Here is a 21,252-nt window from a genome sequence, read left to right as displayed (position 1 = left end):
GGCATAGCCACGCCCTGCCTATTTCCACGACAGTGAACAGATCTCTCCGTTCACCGCTGGACACAGGTCCGGGTGTTGTATTCGGCAGGCCACCCGACAAGGAGGCCGCCTCAGTGCAAAAGGCGTTATCACGCGCCTGTTTCAGGATATCACAGCCCGGTTGGCTGCGCTACCCATCCGCAGCGCCGACGTTGGCGCCGGTGGTCTTGGTTCGGGGGGCATGGCTGTCCACGGGGTGGTTTGTGCGTCCTCCAAGTGTCATGGCGCCTGGGTATTTATGTAAATAACTGTTATTGCCTATAGAAATACAGACGAGTATGCCAGCTGGTCTCCCTGATTATATCAGGGGAGTTTCGTATAAAATGTATCAAATAGGCCGTTATTCAGTATCTTGTTGAATGAATTCTTTTATTGCGGCCGTCTATGCCAAACTGTATCCATGAATGACGAAATATGTCGTTTTAAACGCGACGTTCCATTCAATTCAGGACCGACCGGTGATCGCCGGTCAGGCTGACCGTTCAGGGGGTTACTGATGCAGTTCAGGGCCGTGGCTTGTGCTTTTCTTTTTTCTGCTTCCCTGATGGGCGTATCCCATGCTGCAGGAACGTTAGCAGCCCCGTCTGCCGCGCCATCGCCTGCAAAAGGGGCACTTGCTTCTCCGCAGGCCCCGGCCCAGCCTTCGCCGATCACCACGCAGCAGACTTTTGGCACCTGGCAGGCCAACTGCACCTATGCGCCCGCGACACGCGCGGCTTCGCTGTGCGTGGCGGCCCAGCAGCTGAGCATGCAGCAGCAGGGCAAGACCGTGCCGCTGGGCATGGTGATCGTCGCCCGGGCCGCGACGGACAAGGTGGCGATTACCGCGCGTCCCTACGAGCTGAGCGTCATGACCCCGCTGGGCTTCGACCTCACGAAGCCTGCCACCCTGTCGATGGATAACGGCAAGCCGGTCAGCCTGCCCTATCTGGTGTGCAACGCATCGGGCTGCCTGTCGACGCTGCAGGCGACGCCCGCCATGATCACGGCACTGAAGGCGGGCAGGACCGGCCACATCCGCGTCAGCCGCGTGCCCGCGCAGGGCGGCGGCACGGTCACGATCAATTACGACATGAGCCATTTCTCCGACGCCTTTGGCGCAATCGAGACCTGGTCCAGCCAGAAAGCGCCTGCCTGAAGCCGGCCGCATAGTCCGGAATGCGCGTGATGCGCTGGCAGGTTGGGGCGGCGGCGGCCATGATGGCGCTGCCCGGTGTAGCAATGGCCCAGGTGCCGGGCCTGCCCGGCGGCGTGATGCCGGCGGGGCCGGGCTCGTCGCAGGACCAGTTCCAGCGCTTCGAACAGCATCAGGAGCAGCTTGACGCGCTGCCGCCACCGTCAAACGACATCCAGATCCAGAAGCCGTCCGCCCTGCCGCAGGCATCAAAAACCTGTGTTACGGTGCATGACATCACGGTCGAAGGCGCGCAGCACCTTTCGCGCGCGACGACGGATGCGATCACCGGTCCCCATGTCGGCACCTGCATGTCGGTGCGCGATCTCAACGGACTGATCAACGCGCTCAATGCCGCCTATATCCGCCAGGGTTTCATCACCTCGCGGGCCTACCTGCCCGAGCAGAAGCTCTCCAGCGGGCACCTGCGGATCGTGGTGATTGAAGGAAAGCTGGCGGGTATCCAGTTACAGGGCCGCCCGACCCGGCTGGCGACCGTCATGGCCTTCCCCGGGCTGCACGGGAAGATCCTCAACCTGCGGGACCTGGAACAGGGAATTGAGGACATGAACCGGCTGAGCCACTGGGGCGCGCGCATGCGCATCGCACCCGGCGGCAAGGCAGGGGCGTCCACCGTGGTCGTCACCGCACCAAAGCGCGGCGTGCTGCATGGCCAGGTCTGATTCGACAATTACGGCCAGCAGATTACCGGCCAGGAGACGGGCCATGCCATGCTCACGGCGGAAAACCCGCTGGGGCTGCTGGACCTGTGGTCGGTGGAATACGACCATTCGCTTGTCGGCCATGCCGGGCAACGCGGCACGTCCTACCTGTCGGTCAACGGGTCGATCCCGTTCGGCTACTGGACCGTGTTCGGGTCGTGGTGGCGCTCGCAGGACGACTATCCCCTGCTGGCCCTGACCGATGTCTACCATCTGGGCGGCAGCCGCCGCGACTGGCGTCTTGGCATCTCGCGCGTGCTGCTGCGCAACCGCATCGGCGTGACCACCTTCCAGGCCAGCTACGAGCGCAAGTCGTTCGGCTCGGAGATCAACCATACGGTGATCGACACCGAGACGGCGCGGCAGGCCTTCGTCAACGTGCAGGTCAGTGAATCGCTCAAGGGCTGGGGCGGGGTGTGGTACATCACCGGCGGCCTCAAGGTCGCGGTGGATGGCGCGGGCACGTGGTCGAACTTCACCCGTCCCGGCTGGCAGGATCCGCACTCGTCCTACCTCAAGCCCTCGCTGGATATCGACGGCTACAAATCGCTCACGCGCGGCGTGCTGTGGCACACCACGCTGCACGGCGAATACAGCACGCGCGACCAGTTCCCCACCAATGAACTGCAGGCCGGTGGCCCGTATACCGTGCGCGGCTTCCTCGAACAGGTCCTGCTGGGCAATGACGGCGGCTACATGCGCAACGACTTCTCGTGGCAGCTGCCCACAAAGGGCCTGAAGTGCGGGAAGTTCGCCTTCATCTGCCGCCACGTCATCGAGGGCACCCAGCTTTATGCCGCCCTTGATGTCGGTGTCGTGCGCGCGGGTTTAGCCTCGTCCTCGACGCCGCCCGCGCTGCGGGGGGGCGAGATGGCGGGCGGCGGCCTGGGGCTGCGCAAGACCACGGGGCCGTTCTTCTGGAACGTCTCCCTGACCCATTCCATGTATACCGGCCCGCTTCCCTCGGAAGGGCTGATCCCGCTGTTTCAGGTTGGAGCGAAGATATGATGAAGACGCCCCGCAGGACCGCCGCGCCCGACATCATTCCAGATCCGTCACGTCTTCAGTGCTGCGTGCATGTCCTTGCCGCAGCCTCCCTGTTCCTGGCCTCGACGGTGTCCATGGCCTCGGCCCAGCAGGCGGAGCCGCAGATCGTGGTCGATCCCCATGCCGGCGGTCCCGAGCCGACGCTGGACAAGACCCAGAACGGCATCGACCAGGTCAATATCGCCACGCCGAATGCGGCAGGCGTGTCGCATAACGACTTTCTCGAATACGGCGTGCCGGATACCGGCGTAATCCTGAACAATGCGACATCCGCGACCGAGACAAAGCTTGGCGGGGAAATCGCGGGAAACGCCAATCTCAATGGTCATGCCGCCAGCCTGATCCTCAACGAGGTGACCGGTACCCTGCCGACACAGATGCTGGGCTATACGGAAGTTGCGGGTCACCTGGCCTCGGTAGTGGTGGCCAATCCCAACGGCATTACGTGTGCCGGGTGCGGGTTCATCAATACCGCGCGTGTCACCCTGGTGACCGGCAAGCCGGAGCTTGATGCGAATGGCAGCCTGAAGGATTTTACGGTCAGCAACGGCAATATCACCTTCTCGGGGCAGGGCGGGGATTTTACCACCGTGCCTGTGCTCGACATCCTGTCGCGTTCCGTTACCCTCAATGCAAAGGTCAATGCCCAGACCGCCAATATCGTGGCAGGCCGCAATACCGTCGATTACGGTACGAATGCAGCGCATCCCCTGACGCCTGACGGGAGCAGCACGCCGGAATTCGCCATTGATACGGCGGCTCTTGGCGGGATGTACGCCAACCGGATCTACATGGTGGTCAACGAGGCCGGTGCGGGCGTGCGGGTCGATGGCACCATGGCGGCCAATGCCCAGCTTGCATCCGGCGGCACGGTAACGGTCAGCGGCACGTTCCAGGCGGCACAGGATGCCAGCCTGTCCAGCCAGGGGCTCACGACCACGGCGTCAGGTGGGGTTGCAGCCACAAAGGGCACGCTGGATGTGACCACGACAACGCTGGATAATGACGGCGCGCTGACGGCGGGCGGTCCCGTGACGGTCCGGGTCAACGGGACCGGAACCGGAAACGGGAAGGTCAGCAGCGGCGGTGACCTCTCCGTTACGGCGGTTGGCGATCTGGGGGGGGCGTTGCAGTTCGCATCGGGCGGGCAGGTCGCGATGACCGTGGGCGGAACCTACAGCAGTGGGGCGGCCGGCGGCATTACCGCTCCGGGGGCCATACAGGTCAACGCGACGCGCATCAGCAACGGCGGTACCATCCAGTCCGGCCAGGCCATCAGTATTGCCAGCACGGCCCTGGGCAATAGCGGGCGCATTGTCGCGCAGGGCGGCGACCTGACTTTTAGCACCGCCACCATGGACAATGACGGCACGATGGCCAGCGCTGGCGCGCTGGCGGGTCAGGCCACGACCTCGGCCACCGGCACGGGGCTTATGCTGGGCAGCAGCGGGGTCAGTTTCACCACGGCAGGCGACCTTGTCGGTGCAATGCGGTTTGTCACGGGTGGCGCGGCGACGCTTGATGTGGGGGGCGCCTATGATACCGGTTTGGGTGGCGGGATTCTGGCGGCAGGCGACGTAACGGTGAGTGCTGGCGGCATGGACAATGCCGGGGCCATCACATCCGCCCGGAAACTTGCCGTAACGGCCGCCAGTGACGTGACCAATACCGGCCTGCTGTCGGGGGATGACGGGGTAAGCATCACCCTGCCGGGAACCCTTGCCAATACCGATGGGACCATTCAGTCCCGGTCCGGGGACGTGGTGATCAACGGGCCGGTTCCAGCAGCTTCTTCTTCCGGCACGGAGACATCGGGCACGGGTGATGAGGCCGCATCCGCCACGTCAGGCCCTTCAGACGAAACGGTGGCCATTCCCGCCGCGACCGCGGCAGCGACGGCGTTTGTCAATCAGTCCGGCGTGGTCCGGGCGGCGGGTGATGTGACGGTTACGGCCGATAGCATCACCAATGACGTATCGGCGGGGATGAGCATGGTCAGTGCGGATACCACCAGCCAGTCCTATCTGCAGCAGGCCCTGATCGGGGCGATCGGCCAGGAGAGTGGCGCAGCCCGGTTCGACAGCCTGACCCAGCTCGTGTCGGGACAGGCCAGTGGCAGCGCTACAGCATCAGGCTACCTGTTCGATACCGGCGTAAGCACCACGCTTGATGGAGCGGCCTATCTGCAGGCCCAGCTTGCTGCCGAGCAGGCGGCAGCCGCAGCGGCTGCTGCCACGGGAACCGAGAGTGGTTCCGCCAGTACTGCTGCATCCGGCAGCACGGATGGTACGCCCGCCGCCACCACGACACCGACAACCCCGGCCCCGCCCCTTCTGGGCAATGGCGCGGTAGATGCCGATTACGCCAGCAGCCAGGTCTTCAGTGGCACGGGACAGGCCAGTATCGGCACCGTGACCGGCACGCAGGAGCAGACGCTGCTCAATAATGCCGCCACCGAGGCCCAGACGCTGGGCCTGACATACGGTACCGCTCTGACCAGTGCCCAGAAGGCTGGCCTGACCCAGCCCATCCTGTGGTACGTGCCGCAAAGCGTGGATGGCCAGACGGTGCTGGCGCCCCACGTCTATCTGCCTACGGCGGATCAGGTATCCGTCACGCAGGGTGAGATTGTCGGACAGGACGTGACCCTGACGGGGAACAGCGTCAGCAATACCGGCACCGTTTCCGCGCGCGATGATCTGTCGGTTTCTGCCGCAACGGGAGAAATCACGGATGCGGGTGTCCTTGTCGGCAAGGGCGGCAGCCCGGAGCAGTATGAGGCGGTGCAGGGAGTCCTTGCGTCAGGGGGCGCCACGACCCTGAGCGCGGAAGACGGGATCTCGGTCAGGGGCGGGACCATCACGTCTGGCGGCGACCTGTCTCTGACCTCCAATGGTGGGATCGACCTTGGCGCCCTGACGTCGAATTCCGCGGCATCGGGGGACGGAACCTATGCCAGCGCCGTGCAGAATTACGGCACTACGGTTACGGGCAAGACGGATGTTACGGCCATTGCCCTTGGCGGCAACCTGTCGATGGAAGGGAGCAGCCTGAGTGCTGGCGGCACGGCTACCGTCATGGCCGCAGGCGACATTACCCTGCAGGCGACGACCGACAGCCAGTACAGCAGCAATACGTCCAGCTACACAACCGGCTTCCTGGGCTCGACCACGATCACGACGACCAATACGGCCTCGGCCTCGCAGCAGCAGGGCAGTGACCTCAGCGCCACAGGCGACCTGACGGTCGTTGCTGACGGCAGCCTGTCGGCGCAGGGCAGCGCGCAGTCAGCCCAGGACGCCACGGTAACGGTGGGCGGCGATGTGAGCCTGACCGCCACGACCGATACTTCGGGGTGGACCTATTCGCGTGACAAGGACGGGATTTTCAGTGGAGGTGATGATTACAGATCCGGGTCATCTTCCTCCAATACGCCCACCCTTCTGGCTGCCGTAGGCAATGTATCCGTAACGGCGGGGCAGCCGGTCTCGATATGGGATCTGCTTTTCCCGCCCAGCCAGACCCTGATCGCCGCCCCTGACCCGCTGACGGATCTTGCGCTGCTGGGCACGAACACGGCTGATTACGAGTTCCTGCAGGATGAAAGCTATGACACGCAGACACTGCCCCAGCAGGTGATGGGGGCCAGCGGCCAGATCTTTACCGGTGGCACGGCGCAGGTCAGCGCCGAGGAGATGCGTGTCCTTGAGGAAAACGCCTATCTCGCCTCTTCCCGCCTGGGTCTGACGGCGGGCGTTTCCCTGACGGCCGCGCAGCAGGCCCGGTTGCAAGTGCCCCTTGTCTGGCCCGTGACCGTCATGGTCAACGGCCAGCAGGTGGTGCAGATGCAGGTTTACCTGCCGCCGGGGAAGGTCGGCCTTACGAACAGCGGGGATATCACGCTTGATGGCAGCGCCGTCGAGGCGGGGGGCGATGTCACGCTGCAGGCCACGGGCAATATCGCCCTCAATGCGGTGACAGACAGCCAGTCCTATTACAGTCATTCCGTCAGCCACGGGTTGCTGAACAAGACGACCATTACGGAAAGCGAAAGTTCCACCAGTCAGATTGGCAGTACGATCGCGGCCAACGGAAATGTCAGCATCGTCGCCGGAAAAAATATGTCCGTCGCGGGGACCATAGCAGGCGGCGGCAATACAACATTGCAGGCGGGCGGCAGTATTACGGAGAGTGCACTGCAGAGTACTGCGCAGTCTGCCTACAGCAAAAAGACGAGTGGCCTCTATCTGGGAACAAGTGGTGCCGGGTTCGAGATGGGCTTTGGCAAATCGGTCCAGACCGCCAATGACAGCAGCACGACCTGGACCCCGAGTGAAATCGGGTCCACGGGAGGGAACCTGAGCATAACTGCCGGTGGCCCGGTTGCAATCAATGCCTCGGGGCTTGCGGCGGCGAAAGACCTGAATGTTTCGGGTTCATCCGTGTCGTTCAATGCCCTCAATAATGTCGCGACGGAATCCCAGACCAGTGACTCCATGTTTATCGGCCTGAAATCAGGCCTGTCGGACAATTCCGTGGTTGGGCAAGTCGCGGATATGGCGCTCAGTGCGGCTCAGGCTGCGAATGACAAGAATACGGCGAACCTGACCCTTGATGCGGCTTCGATTGGGATCACTGGTGCTTCAGCCGGTCTGTCGATCGCGCAGGCCCTGAGCAAGGATGCTGCAAGCGGGGAAGTTGAACTCGTCGGGGTTTCGGCCGAGGTCGGGTTCGAGCATAACCGGCAGACCGAAAGTTCCACCACCACTGCCGTGCAGGGCGCTACCGCGGCTGCAGGGAACGCCCTGAGTGTGACGGCAACGGGGGAGACCGCAGGCGCTGCGGGTTCCAGTGCTGGCAATATCATTGCCACCGCATCGCAGCTTTCCGGGCAGACCGTCACGCTGAATGCGCCGGGAACAGTGACCCTGCAGTCCGGTCAGGACACTACGCATACCACCTCCACGCAATCTTCCGAGTCGGCTTTTGTTGGGGCAACGGTATCTCTCAGTTCTGATATGCAGCCGGGAGTCAGTATTACCGGTCAGTTCGGCGGCTCCCATGCCCATAGCAACGCGCGCAGTACCACGCAGGTCGATACGACCGTAATGGGCACAGACAATGTGACCATCAACAACGCAGGAGGAGCCACCATGTTGGATGGGGCAAAGGTCTCGGGCAGTTCCGTGGATGTAACGACAGGCAATCTGAACATTACCTCGGCACAGAACACGGCTAGCTATGCCAGCGACCAAGAAAGTGGCGGCTTCAGTTTTGCGATCCCGGTTTATGGGGTTGGGGGCGAAAAAGGCTTTTCGGTTAATGCCTCGGCAGGTGCTCTTCAGGATCATTATGCCTCGACGGAAGGCGGTGGGCTATCTGGAGTTTACGCTGGTAACAACGGGGTCAACGTTGCAGTTGCAGGTAATACCAACCTTGATGCCGGGGTGATCGCCAGCACGGCGGCACCCTCGCTCAATAATGTCACGACGGGTAGTCTCACGGCTGGCGGGGAGAAGAATATCTCCGACTATGCCGGAGCCTCGGCCAGCTTTTCGTTCGGTAACCTGACGGGTGGAGGAAAGACGGGTCGTATTGATAAAGTGCCTCAAACAAAAGGTTTTGCTGATGGTGGCACCTTCCAGGGATCAGCGGCGGCGGTTGCCAGTTCCCATGAGACAGAAAGCCAATCGGCGATCGGTTCGAACATTACGGTGGATGTGGGTACCACGTCTGGCACCCTCTCGCGTGATGCCACCACCGCCAACCAGGCCATTGCCAATGATTTTAACGCCAGCACGGAAAGTAATATTCTGGCACTGACCAATGTGGCCGAGACAGTTGCCCAGAAAGCTGGATGGACGGCCTATAACGGCTATAAGCAGGTCCACGGCAGCAAGAAGAGCGGAACACCAGTTGCACATGATGCACTCGGTGGTGCCGCAGGGTCTTCAAAGAGTTCTGCAACGCAGTTGCCTGTGAAATAGCAAAACCTGGCAGCAACAGAAGATAGGCCGATGGCAGGGCGTCATGCATCGTTGCAAACGCTGGCACCCTGTACAAGCCGTGAAAGGGGCGATAATGACAGCCATTATACATTTCCATGCATAGCAGACCATAGTAATATGAAGTTCTGTTTTAATATTTCAATGGTACAATTTATTTTTATAAATATATGATATATCATGAAATATGAACATTTTTTCCACGATGAGAAATATTTCTGGAAACCAATCCGTATGAAAAAATATATGCTTATTATGCCGCTCTTTTTTATTGTTGGATGTCATTCAGGTCCAGATTCTGACTCCATGCGCGCACCCCCTACTGCGTGGGATATGTCGTGGTCTACAAAAGAGGGGACAGCGACCATCATCGGTTCGGCATCCATATTCGTCCCTGATGATGATAATCAGGTCCGCATGCCTGGCGGAGGCGGATCGCTTATTCTTAACAAGGGGCACACATACACCTGCGCCGGGCGTGATGTGCAACTGCTACCGCAAAGTCCGGCGTCCGATCCTGTGGTCGATCATATGTTCCGTTACGGTACGATGACCGGACCCAAGGTGGAGTCTGCTGAGGTTGCGCCATTCGTTAGGCACGTGACATGTGATGCGGACGGACAGTTTACCTTCGCTAACCTACCTGCTGGTATCTGGTATGCAGTGACAGATATCTGGCAGGGGAATATTGCCGTCAAGGAAATCCGGATCCAGCCGGGCCAGACTACGTCCATCACTCTGAAGCATGACTGGAATTACCCGCCTTCGTGGCGACATAGGGTGAGGCTGTGGTAAGACCATTACTGTCCAGATACTGTCAGGTTTTGTCATCTATATGCCCTGACAGCATGGGCAATGCAGTGCAGTCGTGCCGTATTGAAATTTGTGGCCAGTTATTCATGGCTATGCGTACTGGACTTGAATTTTCATAACATGAATCCAAATGAGCATGGTCGAATGAATCGGTCGCGGGGCATGAGGCCCTTTCGGGCGGGGCTGTGATGGCCGCGAAGAACGTTACGCTGTCAGGCGTCAGCGTGCTCAATAGCGGTACCATGCAGGCCACCGGCACGGCTGCGACCGATGTGGAACAGCATGACTATAGCCATCGGGCCAGCCAGACGGAAAACTTCGGCACGACGGTCAGTGCCGGGGGCAATGTGCAGATGGCCGCCCTTGGCGGTGACCTGACCCTGGCGGGTTCTACCGTTGCCGCCGGGAAGTCGGCCACGCTGATGGCGACGGGCAACGTGACCCTCAACGCGGTGACCGACAGCCAGTCCTCCTATACCCGCACCGTCAGGCACGGGCTCCTCAACAGGACCACCACGACCTTGAGTGAAAGCTCGACGGACCAGATCGGCAGCACCATTGCGGCCAATGACAATGTCACCATGGTCTCGGGCAGGGATATGTCGGTGGCGGGCACTGTTGCGGGCGGTGGCAACGTGGCGCTCAAGGCGGGCGGCAGCCTTACGGAGAACGCGCTTCAGAGCACGGCCCAATCCTACTACGAAAAGGAAACCAAAGGACTTTATTTCGATACTGATGGTGCGAAGGCTCATGTGGGGTATGGAGATTCCAAAGAGAGCGTCAGTGACAGCAGCACGACGTGGAACCCGAGTATGATCGCCTCCACAGCGGGCACTCTCGACATCGCGGCCAATGGCCCGGTGGCCATCAATGCCTCCGGGGTGTCGGCTGCAAAAGACCTGAACGTGACCGGGTCATCCGTCTCGCTCAACGCGCTATCCGATGTCTCCAGCACGAAGCAGACCAGTGATTTCAAGTTTATTGGCGTGCAGGTCGGGCTGTCGGATACTTCCCTTGTCGGGCGGATTGCCAACCTTGCCCTGGCGGCAGCCAAGACTGCGAGCGACCAGGATATGGCCAGCCAGTCCGTTGATGCGTTGTCAACGGCTGAGAGCGGGGTCAGTATCGGGGAAACTGTCGCGACGCTTATAGACCCCAAATTGGCGTCAACGTCACCAAATGTCACAAGAGCCAATATCGAGTTGGTGGGCGTGCAGGCAGAAGTCGGCTTTGAAGATAATCACAAGACATCGGAAACGACCTCGACAACAGCGCAGGGATCGGTCGCGGAAGCGGGTGACGGACTGACCATTACCGCGACCGGGGCGGTGCCTGCGACCGACAGGAGTGCCGGGGATATTGTTGCCACCGCAGCCAGCCTGTCGGGTGAAACTGTCACGCTGGCGGCGCCGGGCCATATTCAGCTTCAGTCGGGGCAGGACACCACGCATACGGTCATCAGCCAGACGGCCCTGTCCGCTTTTGTTGGGGCGACAGCCTCGCTGAACGCCAATCTGCAGTGGGGGGTCAGTGTTACAGGGCAACTCAGTGCATCCCATTCCCACACGGATTCTAAAAGTGTCACGCAGGTTGATACGACAGTCTCAGGTACAAAGAATGTAACCATCGATAATGGGGCAGGCCGCACGACGCTGGACGGGGCCAAGATATCCGGTGGTTCCGTGGACGTGACGGCGGGCAACCTGGACATTACCTCGGCACAGAATACGGCAAGCTATCTCAGCACGAATGAGAGCGGGGGCGTCAGCTTTGCCATTCCCGTCTATGGTACCGGTGGCGAGATGGGTTTTTCGGTCAACGCCTCGGCGGGTGTCCTGTATGATACCTACACTTCAACAGAAGCCAGTGGTCTTTCCGGGTTATACGCGGGTCAGGGCGGGCTTGATGTCAAAGTGGCTAACAACACGACCCTCAATGCAGGCATCATGGAAAGCGCGGCAGGATCCGGCAATACGGTCACGACCGGTAGCCTGACAGCCAATGATGAGCAGAACAGATCAGAATATGCAGGTGCGTCTGCCAGTATATCATATGGAAATATTGGTAGTGGTGGAAATACAGGTCCGGACGATGGGCTACCAAATACGAAAAGAAAAACTTTTGATGGCGGAGCTAATGTAAGCGGATTAGCAGCACCAGTAATTGGCATGACTTCATCGAACAGCCTCTCTTCTATTGGGTCAAATATTACAATTAATTCCGGATCTACAAGAGGTGTTGTGTCTCGTGATCCATCAGATGCGAACCATGCGATCAATAATGATTTTGATGCGAATGAAGAGGGCGAGATCATGTCCCTAACGAACAGTTTTGAAAATTCAGTCGATACCGCGTACAAGGATTCAAAAGCGGTCAAGTCCATGAAGAGTAATAAAGACTTGACCGATCAAGAAAGGATATAAAATGATAAAAAATCATAATATTAAATTAATATTTTCTTCACTTATTGCGTTATCCCCATTGTGTGGATGCGTAAGCCCGGAGCCTCCAAGAATTCCATTTAATAGTGATGAAGTTTCATGGGCACGTAAAATAGGAAATTCGACTATAAAAGGATGTGTTAGTGGTGCAGAATTTACAAAATATAATACTTATAAGATACCGGATGGGTATTATACGTCTTATCCTGATATAGGATCATCTGTAGAGCATCCTCAGCGTAGTTTTACGATAGATCTTCTGCCAGAAAGCGAATATATGCATAAATTATCTAAAAAAATGTATATTTACAGCCTAAGATTGCATAGCTATAAAAACATAAACGATCCACGGTGGGTCGATTCGTCAATTATTAATTTTATACCTCATTTTTCTTGTCCCGATGCAGGTGCTGCAATCTGCACGTCTGCAGGGCACTTTATTTTTTCTAATCTCCCCGCTGGGACATGGTATATTGTGACTGGTTATAATTCTACTCCTGAACAGAGAGGGCACATTGCTTTAGTGCAGAAAATAAAAACTATTGAGGGGCAGACGGTTCCATTTGTATCTTGGGTTGGTGCATTGGATAAAACATGCAAACCGTGATTCTTGAAGCATAAATTATTGAAGATATGTTTGCTACTTCTTCCATAAGCCGAGTGCTTTTTTGCTGCGACTGGGATAATGGTTATGACCACAATCAGGCTCGCGACGGACTGACCTGACCAATGCAGGTGGCCTGCTGACGGATCTTGCGCTTCTGGGCACGGACAGGACTGATTACGAGTTCCTGCAGGATGAAAGCTATGACACGCAGACGCTGCCCCAGCAGGTGATGGGGGCCAGCGGCCAGATCTTTACCGGTGGCACGGCGCAGGTCAGCGCCGAGGAGATGCGTGTCCTTGAGGAAAACGCCTATCTCGCCTCTTCCCGCCTGGGTCTGACGGCCGGCGTTGCCCTGACGGCCGCGCAGCAGGCCCGGTTGCAGGTGCCCCTTGTCTGGCCCGTGACCGTCATGGTCAACGGCCAGCAGGTGGTGCAGATGCAGGTTTACCTGCCGCCGGGGAAGGGCGGCCTCACGAACAGCGGGGATATCACGCTTGATGGCAGCGCCGTCGAGGCGGGAGGCAATGTTGCCCTCAATGGGGCCTATCCTGAATTTCGTGTGTTTGGTGTGATGCTGAGGGAGGAGAAGCATCATGGCCCGACCCAAGAAGCCCGCGTTCCCTGATGGTGTTCTGGACCAGGTTCTGGCTGGTCGCGTGGTCCGCACGATGTCGAAAGCAGAGGCCCTTCTGGACGATATGAAGAAAGCCCTGGCGGAGCGGTCGCTCAACGCCGAACTGGACTACCATCTGGACGGCGAGGCTATGGTCGGCCGCCCGAACTGTCGCAATGATTACGGGCGGAAGACCATGCTGACGAATGCCGGTCGGGTGCGGCTGGACATCCCGCGCGATCGGGCGGGAATGTTGGATCTGCAACTGATTGCGCGCGACCGGCGGCGGTTTCCCGGTTTCGATGATCGGATCGTCTCGATGTATGCGCACGGGATGAGCGTGCGTGAGATCCGGGGCCATTTGCTTGAAATCTATGGGATGGAAGCTTCGCCGGACCTGATCAGCGTCATCACCGACGCCGTTCTGGACGAAGTGGCAGTCTGGCAGATCCGGCCACTGGAGACGGTTTATCCGGTGGTGTTCTTCGATGCCCTGTGGGTGAAGATCCGCGGTGAAGGCCTGATGCACAACAAGGCGGTGCATATCGCCCTGGGCGTGCGCGCCGACGGCACGAAGGAGGAGGCCCCTGGCCCGTGGATCGAGCAAAACGAGGGCGCCAGATTCTGGCTCCGTGTCATGAACGAACTACGCCATCCGTGCCGTATTCCCCGAAGCCCTAGCGCAGACCTGCATCGTTCATCTGCTGTGCCATTCGTTGGATTCGTCGCGTGGAAAGACCGCTAATCCGTGGTCACGGCTCTGAAGGATATCTACCGTGCGGTGGACGCCGAGACTGGCAAAACCGTCTTAGCCGCCTTTGCTGCAAGTCCCTGGAGCCGGAAGTATGCAGCGATCGTCCAGTCCAGGGGGGAGGTCATTCCCTTCTACGCCTTCCCTGCCGACGGCCGAAAACTGGTCTAGACGACCAATGCCATAGAAGCGCTGAAAGCCAGGCTCAGGCGGGCCGTCCGGGCCAAAGGGCATTTCTCCGATGACGACGTGCTCCTCAAGCTCCTTTTCCTGGCCTTGAACCGAGCTGAGAAAGAATGGATCATGCCTCCAAGGGAATGGTCCATGGCAAAGGCCCGGTTCGCCATTCTCGTCGGTGACCGCTTCGCCCGCGCTGCCGTCTGATCAACTATGTGAACAACGCATCGCGCATGAAATTCCTGACAGTCGCCACAAAACCATCATAAGCCCACTACACTACGTTGCCTTGCCACGACAATCGGTGAAACAAATCTTACCCCAGACCAATAGGTCTTTTGTCAACGTGAACTGGAATCAAATAGACTGGTTCCGTCCGACGATTTGATCTTGAATCGCTTTTCTTTTGGTCGAAGGACGTCTGTTTTATGGCGAAAAAGCCAGTGCCGCCGATTGAGCCTGATGACTGGGATGATGACGGGGCGGGTTTCCTGCAGCCCCTGAAGCCACCGCCGCCCGTCCGGGACCCGGCGGATCTCAGGCTGCATACGCGCCAGCTCGCCGACTTTCTCCGGGCCAGATTTCCGGACAGGTGGGTCGGTGTGGAAATCGGCACGCTTCCGCTGCGGTGTGAGGACGACCTGTTCTCCGATTTCATCGACCTTGGAGATGGCCTCGGGGTTCGCCTTGATTATGATCCCGAGGAGCCGGAGCGGGTACTCTGGATCAGTGCCGGCAACCGTGATCTTGGCGGCGAGCCGCTCGATTTTCCCCGCGATAGCGAGGACTGTCGTGGGCGCATGCTTTCAACTGCGGAAATCGCGGAACTACTCGATTTTCTCGACAGGGAGGCCGCTTACTGATGCCCGCTGGCATGGCAGGCAAGCCCGATGCGCCGCCATGCGTCAGTCAGTTTGCTTCGCGGCACGTTTCGCTCAAGATCGTGCAGCAGGGCTTCCAATTCGGAAAGGGAAAGGGTGCAGGCGACAAGCGACGGTGACAGGATCGCAGTTCCCGTCATCACGACGTGGCTGAAGACCTGGATGGTCGGGTCCACGAGGCGGGCCAGCGCGTAGATGGCCCGGCAATGGGCGGCATTCTGCATCACCGGGCTGTAAATCAGCCGGGGCGGGGCGTCGGGCGTCTCGCCCGCGAAACGCTGTCGCCACCGTTCATCTTCCGGGTGTCCGGTCAGTTCGCCGCCATACTGCTTTGTCTCCACGACATGGATGCCTCTCGAGCTGAGGAACAGGTGGTCAATCTGGGTCGTCCTGCCGTCACCTGCCGGCAGTATGGCGTCGTGCAGCACGGCCAGGCCGCTCCGGTCGAGCACATGGGCTACGGCGCTCTCTCCTTTCTCGCCCTGGATGGCGGCGCGAAAGGACCGCCAGACCTGCGCCTCATGGGCCGTCAGCCGGCATCTGCCGGGAGGCTTCACGCGACGACGTCGAAGTCTTGCCACGCAGTCTCCCCCTGTGGTTCCATGGCCCCATAGCGTGTCCCGTATATCTGTCCGTCATGCGACTGGGATGGGAAATACTGGGAACCGCGTATGTTCCGGGTGAGGGGCCGGGTACATGTCTGCAGCGTGGATGCGGATCACCAATAGTGCCCGCTCAACCGCCAGCCTGAACGCAGGAGACCGGACAATCGGCGGCAGGCTCGTCCAGCTCCGCAGGGGATTCAGGATCCCGCCTGAACCCGGTATTCTCGTCCCCCCATTTCTTGAGGGCCATGATGACCGGCTCCAGGGTCCGTCCCCGCGGCGTCAGGCTGTATTCCACCTTCGGGGGCACCTCGGGGTAGACTGTCCGCAGCACAAACCCGTCCTGTTCCAGTTCGCGAAGCTGCGCCGTCAGCATGCGCTGGGTGATATTGGGCAGGCGCCTGCGGATCGCGTTAAAGCGCAGGGTTCCCTCGAGCAGGTGGTAGAGGATCACTCCTTTCCATTTCCCGTCGATCAGCTGAAGCGTCGCTTCAACGGCACAGCCGGGACTGCAATCAAGTGATTTATGCCGGATACGGGCCATGACGGTATCATTTCCGATACTATGGGCGTTAAAAGTGCGTTCTTGTCTGAACCCAGCATAATGCTCACTGTTCTCCTTCATCAACACAGGAGCAGACATCATGCGCGCCGTCGGTTACCAGACGCCTCTCCCGATCGACAATCCCGCGTCCCTTCAGGACATCGATCTGCCGAAGCCTGTTCCTTCAGGGCGGGATCTCCTGGTGGAAATCAGGGCTGTGTCGGTCAATCCGGTCGATACAAAAGTCCGCCGCAGCGCGACGCCGGATGCGGGTCAATGGCGGGTTCTGGGTTGGGACGCCGCCGGGATCGTTGTCGGCACCGGGCCTGAAGTCATGGATTTTGCCATCGGGGATGAGGTTTTCTACGCAGGCGCGCTCGATCGCCCGGGAACCGATGCCGAATTCCACCTGGTCGACGAGCGGATTGTCGGCCGTAAGCCCCGTTCCCTGAACTGGGCTGAAGCGGCGGCCCTGCCGCTGACAGCGATCACTGCCTGGGAGATGCTGTTCGATCGCCTGGATATCCGTCGGCCAGTCCCCGGCGTGAAGCCAGCCGTGCTGATTATCGGGGGTGCGGGCGGCGTCAGCTCCATCGCCATCCAGCTGGCCCGGGTCCTGACCGATGTCACGGTCATCGCCACCGCCTCCCGGCCAGAAACGCGCGACTGGGTAAAATCCCTCGGGGCCCATCATGTGGTGGATCACAGCAGGCCTCTTGCCGCGCAGGTCGCGGCCCTTCCGACCGGTGCACCCGGCTTCGTCTTTTCCACGACGCAGACGGATCGGCATATGCCAGAGATTGTCGCGCTGATCGCGCCCCAGGGGCATTTCGGCCTGATTGACGACCCGGCCGCGCTCGACGCCCTGCCGCTGAAGAAGAAAAGCCTGTCGCTGCACTGGGAGCTGATGTTCACCCGCCCGCTGTTCGGTACGGCCGATATGGGCAGGCAGGGCAAGATTCTCAACGACGTCTCACGCCTCGTGGATGACGGGCGTATCCGCACCACGCTTGGCAGGAACCTCGGCCTGATCACGGCGGCGAACCTGCGGCAGGCTCATGCCCTGATCGAGAGCGGCCAGGCAAAGGGCAAGATCGTGCTCGAAGGTTTTCCTGGCTGAAATGGAGAAGACCATGACTGAATCCGCAAAAGCGCTCGTCGAGACATGGTGTGGAACATGGGCGGAGAACAGGCCTCATGACTGATGAAGAGCACCTGATGACCCTGAACCGTACCGGTGGACGGTTCGATCTCAACAGGATTGTGGCAGCGTTCCCGCAGACCGCGGATACGATGCTGCTGGATACCTATCTGACCGACAGGCCGGAAGCCAGTATCAGGGTGTTCCGGATCTATCGGGACGTGCCGCCGCATTATCATACCCAGTGTGATGAAGTCCTCCATGTGCTTTCGGGAGAAGGGACATTCTGGATTGATGATCCGGCTGAGGAAGCACCGTTTGTCCCGGGGCACCTGCTGGTCTTTCCGCGGCGTGCGGTGCATGCGGTACCGCGTATCCTGCGTGATCCTGTCATTTTTCTTGCCATCGACACACCGCGCCGGGCACCGGATGACGTGGTGTTTGTCGATCCTGCCAAAGGCACGCCTTCCGGTTTCATCAAGAGTATCTGAAGTCATGTCGCGGGTCACAGATGAACTGGATCTGTGTCCCTGCAGCGCATGCCCGCAAAACGCGGCGTAAGCCCAGGGCATCTGGAGACGGTTTCCTTTCCCGAAAGACCTGGTCCGGGAAACATCTCTGTTCAACAGGAAAAAAGGAAATCAGGGGCGGCCCCTTCGGGGTTCTCTCACTCTGGTTCGCTAAGCGGCTGCGCCGCTAACCTCACTGGAGCCCCCTGCGGGGTCTCCACGCTTTCGCGCAACGGTTCGACCGCTCGCCCTGGGGTTCTTCAGGATGAATAATTATGAGATTCCTGATAATACTGCGATTAATAAAATGGGCATAAGGAAATAAAGGTAATAAAACAGTAGTAAAATAATGTTTACTTCTGATATATTGTCTTTTTTATTGTATTTATATTCTGTCTGTACTATTCTTTATTTGTGGAGAGGGAAATGGTACCCGCCACAGACGCCCCGCCCGGTGGTGACACACCGGACAGGGCTGACGCCAGACAGAAAGGTCAAGTTTCATGTCCAACGCTACCAACACAATGACCGCCGCCCTCGCTTCCGCGCAAGAGAAGAAAGCCGCCAGCAAGGCAAAAGCAGGCCAGAAGGCCCCCGCTGCCCGCCGCTTCGAGGAAGCGGCCCGGCGTGCGCCTGTCATCACCATCGAGGCCGCCGAAGCCCTGATCCCCGTTCCCGACCAGATCACCAAGATCGTTTCCCATTTCGGCCTTGAGGACTTCGACGCCGACGCCCTCGCGGAAACGACCCGGCAGGCTTTCACCGTCATCGCCCGCAGCCTCTCGCCTGTGCTGGTCGTGACCACATGGAACGGCGAGCAGAACGACAAGGGGCTGGAAATGCACCTCCAGCGCATGGCGGGTGCCGCTGTCGCGTCCGCCTTCGGAGCCGCCCAGTTCTATGACGCCAAGCGCGCGCAGGCCCGCGAACTGTCCTCACAGTTCAACGAGTATCGCGAAGAGGACCGGATGGGCGTCGACGGGCTGGAAAACAGGGCGGCCAATGCCCGCCGCTTCGCAGCCGAGCAGGGGATCAAGGCCGCCGCTCTGGTCGCGTCCGCCCGCGGGGCCCTTGCCGCCTATGAGGACATGATCGGCACCCCGTGGAAGCCCTACACGGCCAGCAACGCCCGCACCATCGACCAGCGGGCCGCAGCCGCCGAGATGGACGCCCTCGGCTTCTGACCGACCCGGCCGGACCCACGGCGGGTCCGGCCACCCACGGCAAGGTACCTTTCTGCAAGGATCGACCCGCATGAGCGAATATGAATCCATGGCAGACCGCGACGAAGCCCTTGAACTTTCGCGTGCTGCGCCCCACCACGCATGGGTCCTGACGGACCGGGACGTCTGGCATCGCAATCCTTTTTATCACGGCCCGGAAATGCCACACCCTGAAGATGACGGCGCCCATGACTTTATTGCCGACCACGGCATCGACGCATGGCGGGAGGCGACCAGGGCCGCAAGGGCCGCAGCCATCGCCGCAGCCGAAGCGAAAGCGCGCGAGATCGCGGATGCCCCCGACCCCTGGTGGCCTGACGATCCGACGCCTTGAGAGACTATGCCGCAGGAGCCCGGAAACCGGGTTCCTGCTTCTGGTGTCCGGGGTCGCCATCGTGCTTGCAAAAAAATGCCCTGAAACCAGCATGCCGCCGCGAGGCGCCCGCCTCAAGCCCGCTGCGCGCCGCGCTTCGCGCGGTGAGGACACGCCCCTTTCAGTGAACAGGGCCGCCCGGATCGCAGGGCGGTGCCCCGCGCTCCGGGCAACCCGGTCCACCTCAGGGGCATGCCCTCAGGCTTGACCCGGGCACCTCGCGGTCCTCCCGGCGGGCAGCGGCCTTCCCTGATCCGCTCCCGGGGAAAACAATGTAGGCCATGCAGCATGCCGGACTGTGGAGATGACAAACCTACTGTGTCGCCCTGCCGAACACGAAGCCAAGCTTGCCGTCATTCATGACATAGGGCGTGCAGGTCATGCCGGGATGGACCGCGTCGTAGGGTTTCAGCCACCTTGTGGAGACCCAGCCGGGACGCAATGCGAGGGTCATGCTCCGGACGTAGCCGTTCGTAGGCGGTGCGTCCGTGGCGATGGGGAGTACTGCCAGCGCAGGAGCAATGCTCGGGGCACCGTCCCGTGGTTCGCTCTGCAGCGGGATCGGATGCCTGAAATCCATCATGACCCGTTCCGGCGCATCAAGGGCCATGCATCTGTACCCGTCGAGCGCACGGACCGGGGTTCTGTGCAGCGCGAAGGCCGGGTGGCTGATGCTGCAGGTGAGGGCCGCAAGGATCGCGGCCCGGCAGGAAAACCTCATGCTGGACTCCTTGTCAGCCGGTCAGGATCGAACTGGACGCAGCACTGCCCATTTTTGCTGCGACCGCCGCGCGCCATTGGCCGACCGTGGTGGTTGAACTGATATTGTTCCCCGACATCGCCGTGCTCGATATGTAGGACGACATGAGGCTGCTGTCGTCGGCCGTCGCGATTTCAGCACCAGCGCTCGGGCCAAAGTTATAATAGGCCCGGGCATCAAGGGCTGTCGGGTTACTGATGCCGCTGTGCTGCAGACTGGTCGCGGCATCCTTGAGATACTGCGCTGCAGCCACCGCCTGTGTCGCCGGATCCTGCTGGCCCGCCGTGCCGCTGGTGATGGATGAGGCTAGCGAGGGGGCTGCGGCCAGTGCCTCTCCAAGGGTCTGGCTGTAGGTCCCGTTGCTCATCTGGAACGCGCCTGTGATCGTACTGCCGTTTCCGGCCGTGTAGAGGTTCTGGCAGCCGGATTCCACCACGCAGGTCGCGGCGAGCGCTGACGGATTGACGCCCAGTGCCTCGGCGTTCTGGGCTGCCGCATAGCCCCATGACTGCTGGTATAGGGTCTCGAGCGCATCGCTGTCGGACGTGCCTGCTGTCGCTGTCTGGGTGACGGCGCCGCTTCCGCTGGTGGCCTGGGCTGTGCCCGTTGTGTCCGGGGTCCAGCCACCGAGCCCCGGTTCCTGATAGGTTGCGTTGACATGTGTCGGGAGCCCGCCCGGCACGTTTACTGTCTGTGCGTGCCCGATCGGCGGCGCGACGAGGCTGCACGTTACGAGGACCACGGTCGCTTGCGTCGTGCGGCGGCATGGAAAGGGGAGCCGGATCACCTTGGCCTCCTGTTGCGAGGCGGACAGGATCGGCCAGCAT

General features: G+C 60.2%; 16 protein-coding genes and 2 pseudogenes. 14 read left to right on the top strand and 4 right to left on the bottom strand.

What is annotated here, in order from left to right; all coding sequences use genetic code 11:
• Positions 1-583 precede the first annotated feature (583 nt).
• From HNW77_RS04660 to HNW77_RS04620, 10 genes and pseudogenes are all read left to right on the top strand, one after another.
• Positions 584-1,177: an invasion associated locus B family protein gene (locus HNW77_RS04660; RefSeq protein WP_167370173.1), complete on the top strand. Its 594-nt coding sequence runs from the start codon at positions 584-586 to the stop codon at positions 1,175-1,177.
• A gap of 29 nt (positions 1,178-1,206) precedes the next feature.
• Positions 1,207-1,896: a POTRA domain-containing protein gene (locus tag HNW77_RS17635; RefSeq protein WP_241694295.1), complete on the top strand. Its 690-nt coding sequence runs from the start codon at positions 1,207-1,209 to the stop codon at positions 1,894-1,896.
• A gap of 12 nt (positions 1,897-1,908) precedes the next feature.
• Positions 1,909-2,943 (top strand): annotated as a pseudogene (locus HNW77_RS17630) (ShlB/FhaC/HecB family hemolysin secretion/activation protein); the annotation flags it as partial.
• On the top strand, positions 2,940-8,969 hold the full coding sequence (locus tag HNW77_RS04650) for a two-partner secretion domain-containing protein (protein WP_172155722.1): 6,030 nt from the start codon (positions 2,940-2,942) through the stop codon (positions 8,967-8,969). The pseudogene HNW77_RS17630 and the gene HNW77_RS04650, both read left to right, overlap by 4 nt.
• A 198-nt stretch (positions 8,970-9,167) precedes the next feature.
• Complete coding sequence (locus tag HNW77_RS04645) at positions 9,168-9,782, top strand: carboxypeptidase-like regulatory domain-containing protein (protein WP_078524639.1); 615 nt, start codon at positions 9,168-9,170, stop codon at positions 9,780-9,782.
• 206 nt (positions 9,783-9,988) lie between these two features.
• Entirely contained in the window at positions 9,989-12,223 is a 2,235-nt protein-coding gene (locus tag HNW77_RS04640; RefSeq protein ID WP_078524638.1) for a hemagglutinin repeat-containing protein, read from the top strand.
• Position 12,224: 1 nt separating this feature from the next.
• Positions 12,225-12,848, top strand: a complete 624-nt coding sequence (locus tag HNW77_RS04635) for a hypothetical protein (protein WP_146220924.1) — start codon at positions 12,225-12,227, stop codon at positions 12,846-12,848.
• A gap of 226 nt (positions 12,849-13,074) precedes the next feature.
• Positions 13,075-13,473 carry a hypothetical protein gene (locus tag HNW77_RS04630; RefSeq protein ID WP_078524637.1) on the top strand — a complete coding sequence of 133 codons (399 nt, stop codon included), beginning with the start codon at positions 13,075-13,077 and terminating at the stop codon, positions 13,471-13,473.
• A pseudogene (locus HNW77_RS04625) lies at positions 13,442-14,596 on the top strand (transposase). The gene HNW77_RS04630 and the pseudogene HNW77_RS04625 overlap by 32 nt, the downstream one beginning before the upstream one ends.
• 221 nt (positions 14,597-14,817) lie before the next feature.
• A complete protein-coding gene (locus HNW77_RS04620; RefSeq protein WP_078524636.1) occupies positions 14,818-15,252 on the top strand; it encodes a hypothetical protein in 435 nt (144 codons plus the stop codon).
• Here the strand turns inward: HNW77_RS04620 and HNW77_RS04615 are convergent.
• Both HNW77_RS04615 and HNW77_RS04610 read right to left on the bottom strand, forming a co-directional pair.
• Positions 15,246-15,851: a nuclease-related domain-containing protein gene (locus tag HNW77_RS04615; protein WP_248705373.1), complete on the bottom strand. Its 606-nt coding sequence runs from the start codon at positions 15,849-15,851 to the stop codon at positions 15,246-15,248. The two genes, HNW77_RS04620 and HNW77_RS04615, sit on opposite strands and share 7 nt — an antisense overlap.
• Positions 15,852-16,005: 154 nt before the next feature.
• Positions 16,006-16,419 (bottom strand): winged helix-turn-helix transcriptional regulator, encoded by a 414-nt coding sequence (locus tag HNW77_RS04610; protein WP_172155720.1) that lies wholly within the window; start codon positions 16,417-16,419, stop codon positions 16,006-16,008.
• Between the two features lie 100 nt (positions 16,420-16,519).
• On the opposite strand from HNW77_RS04610, the gene HNW77_RS04605 reads away from it, so the two are divergent.
• From HNW77_RS04605 to HNW77_RS04590, 4 genes are all read left to right on the top strand, one after another.
• A complete protein-coding gene (locus tag HNW77_RS04605; protein WP_172155718.1) occupies positions 16,520-17,539 on the top strand; it encodes a zinc-binding alcohol dehydrogenase family protein in 1,020 nt (339 codons plus the stop codon).
• Between the two features lie 77 nt (positions 17,540-17,616).
• Positions 17,617-18,051 carry a cupin domain-containing protein gene (locus HNW77_RS04600; RefSeq protein WP_112210228.1) on the top strand — a complete coding sequence of 145 codons (435 nt, stop codon included), beginning with the start codon at positions 17,617-17,619 and terminating at the stop codon, positions 18,049-18,051.
• A gap of 521 nt (positions 18,052-18,572) precedes the next feature.
• Entirely contained in the window at positions 18,573-19,253 is a 681-nt protein-coding gene (locus HNW77_RS04595; RefSeq protein ID WP_078524632.1) for a hypothetical protein, read from the top strand.
• Positions 19,254-19,323: 70 nt separating this feature from the next.
• Complete coding sequence (locus HNW77_RS04590) at positions 19,324-19,626, top strand: hypothetical protein (RefSeq protein ID WP_078524631.1); 303 nt, start codon at positions 19,324-19,326, stop codon at positions 19,624-19,626.
• Between the two features lie 352 nt (positions 19,627-19,978).
• Here the strand turns inward: HNW77_RS04590 and HNW77_RS04585 are convergent, their stop codons facing one another.
• Together HNW77_RS04585 and HNW77_RS04580 are read right to left on the bottom strand one after the other, a co-directional pair.
• Positions 19,979-20,386 (bottom strand): hypothetical protein, encoded by a 408-nt coding sequence (locus tag HNW77_RS04585; RefSeq protein WP_078524630.1) that lies wholly within the window; start codon positions 20,384-20,386, stop codon positions 19,979-19,981.
• 13 nt (positions 20,387-20,399) lie between these two features.
• The gene (locus HNW77_RS04580) at positions 20,400-21,212 is read right to left on the bottom strand and encodes a hypothetical protein (protein WP_078524629.1); all 813 of its coding nucleotides are present in this window, start codon (positions 21,210-21,212) and stop codon (positions 20,400-20,402) included.
• Between the last annotated feature and the right edge of the window lie 40 nt (positions 21,213-21,252).

Origin of the sequence: Komagataeibacter melomenusus (assembly GCF_013155395.1) — a bacterium.
Lineage (GTDB): Bacteria > Pseudomonadota > Alphaproteobacteria > Acetobacterales > Acetobacteraceae > Komagataeibacter > Komagataeibacter melomenusus.
The sequence above is the reverse complement of the archived record's forward strand: the minus strand, read 5'-3'. Positions and strand labels throughout refer to the sequence as shown.

Bases quoted from the DNA above. Each gene is read 5' to 3' on its own strand.
- HNW77_RS04660 (WP_167370173.1), top strand. From the start codon at position 584: ATGGGCGTATCCCATGCTGCAGGAACGTTAGCAGCCCCGTCTGCCGCG.
- HNW77_RS17635 (WP_241694295.1), top strand. From the start codon at position 1,207: ATGCGCTGGCAGGTTGGGGCGGCGGCGGCCATGATGGCGCTGCCCGGT.
- HNW77_RS04650 (WP_172155722.1), top strand. From the start codon at position 2,940: ATGATGAAGACGCCCCGCAGGACCGCCGCGCCCGACATCATTCCAGAT.
- HNW77_RS04645 (WP_078524639.1), top strand. From the start codon at position 9,168: ATGAAATATGAACATTTTTTCCACGATGAGAAATATTTCTGGAAACCA.
- HNW77_RS04640 (WP_078524638.1), top strand. From the start codon at position 9,989: ATGGCCGCGAAGAACGTTACGCTGTCAGGCGTCAGCGTGCTCAATAGC.
- HNW77_RS04635 (WP_146220924.1), top strand. From the start codon at position 12,225: ATGATAAAAAATCATAATATTAAATTAATATTTTCTTCACTTATTGCG.
- HNW77_RS04620 (WP_078524636.1), top strand. From the start codon at position 14,818: ATGGCGAAAAAGCCAGTGCCGCCGATTGAGCCTGATGACTGGGATGAT.
- HNW77_RS04610 (WP_172155720.1), bottom strand. From the start codon at position 16,419: ATGGCCCGTATCCGGCATAAATCACTTGATTGCAGTCCCGGCTGTGCC.
- HNW77_RS04605 (WP_172155718.1), top strand. From the start codon at position 16,520: ATGCGCGCCGTCGGTTACCAGACGCCTCTCCCGATCGACAATCCCGCG.
- HNW77_RS04600 (WP_112210228.1), top strand. From the start codon at position 17,617: ATGACTGATGAAGAGCACCTGATGACCCTGAACCGTACCGGTGGACGG.
- HNW77_RS04595 (WP_078524632.1), top strand. From the start codon at position 18,573: ATGTCCAACGCTACCAACACAATGACCGCCGCCCTCGCTTCCGCGCAA.
- HNW77_RS04590 (WP_078524631.1), top strand. From the start codon at position 19,324: ATGAGCGAATATGAATCCATGGCAGACCGCGACGAAGCCCTTGAACTT.
- HNW77_RS04585 (WP_078524630.1), bottom strand. From the start codon at position 20,386: ATGAGGTTTTCCTGCCGGGCCGCGATCCTTGCGGCCCTCACCTGCAGC.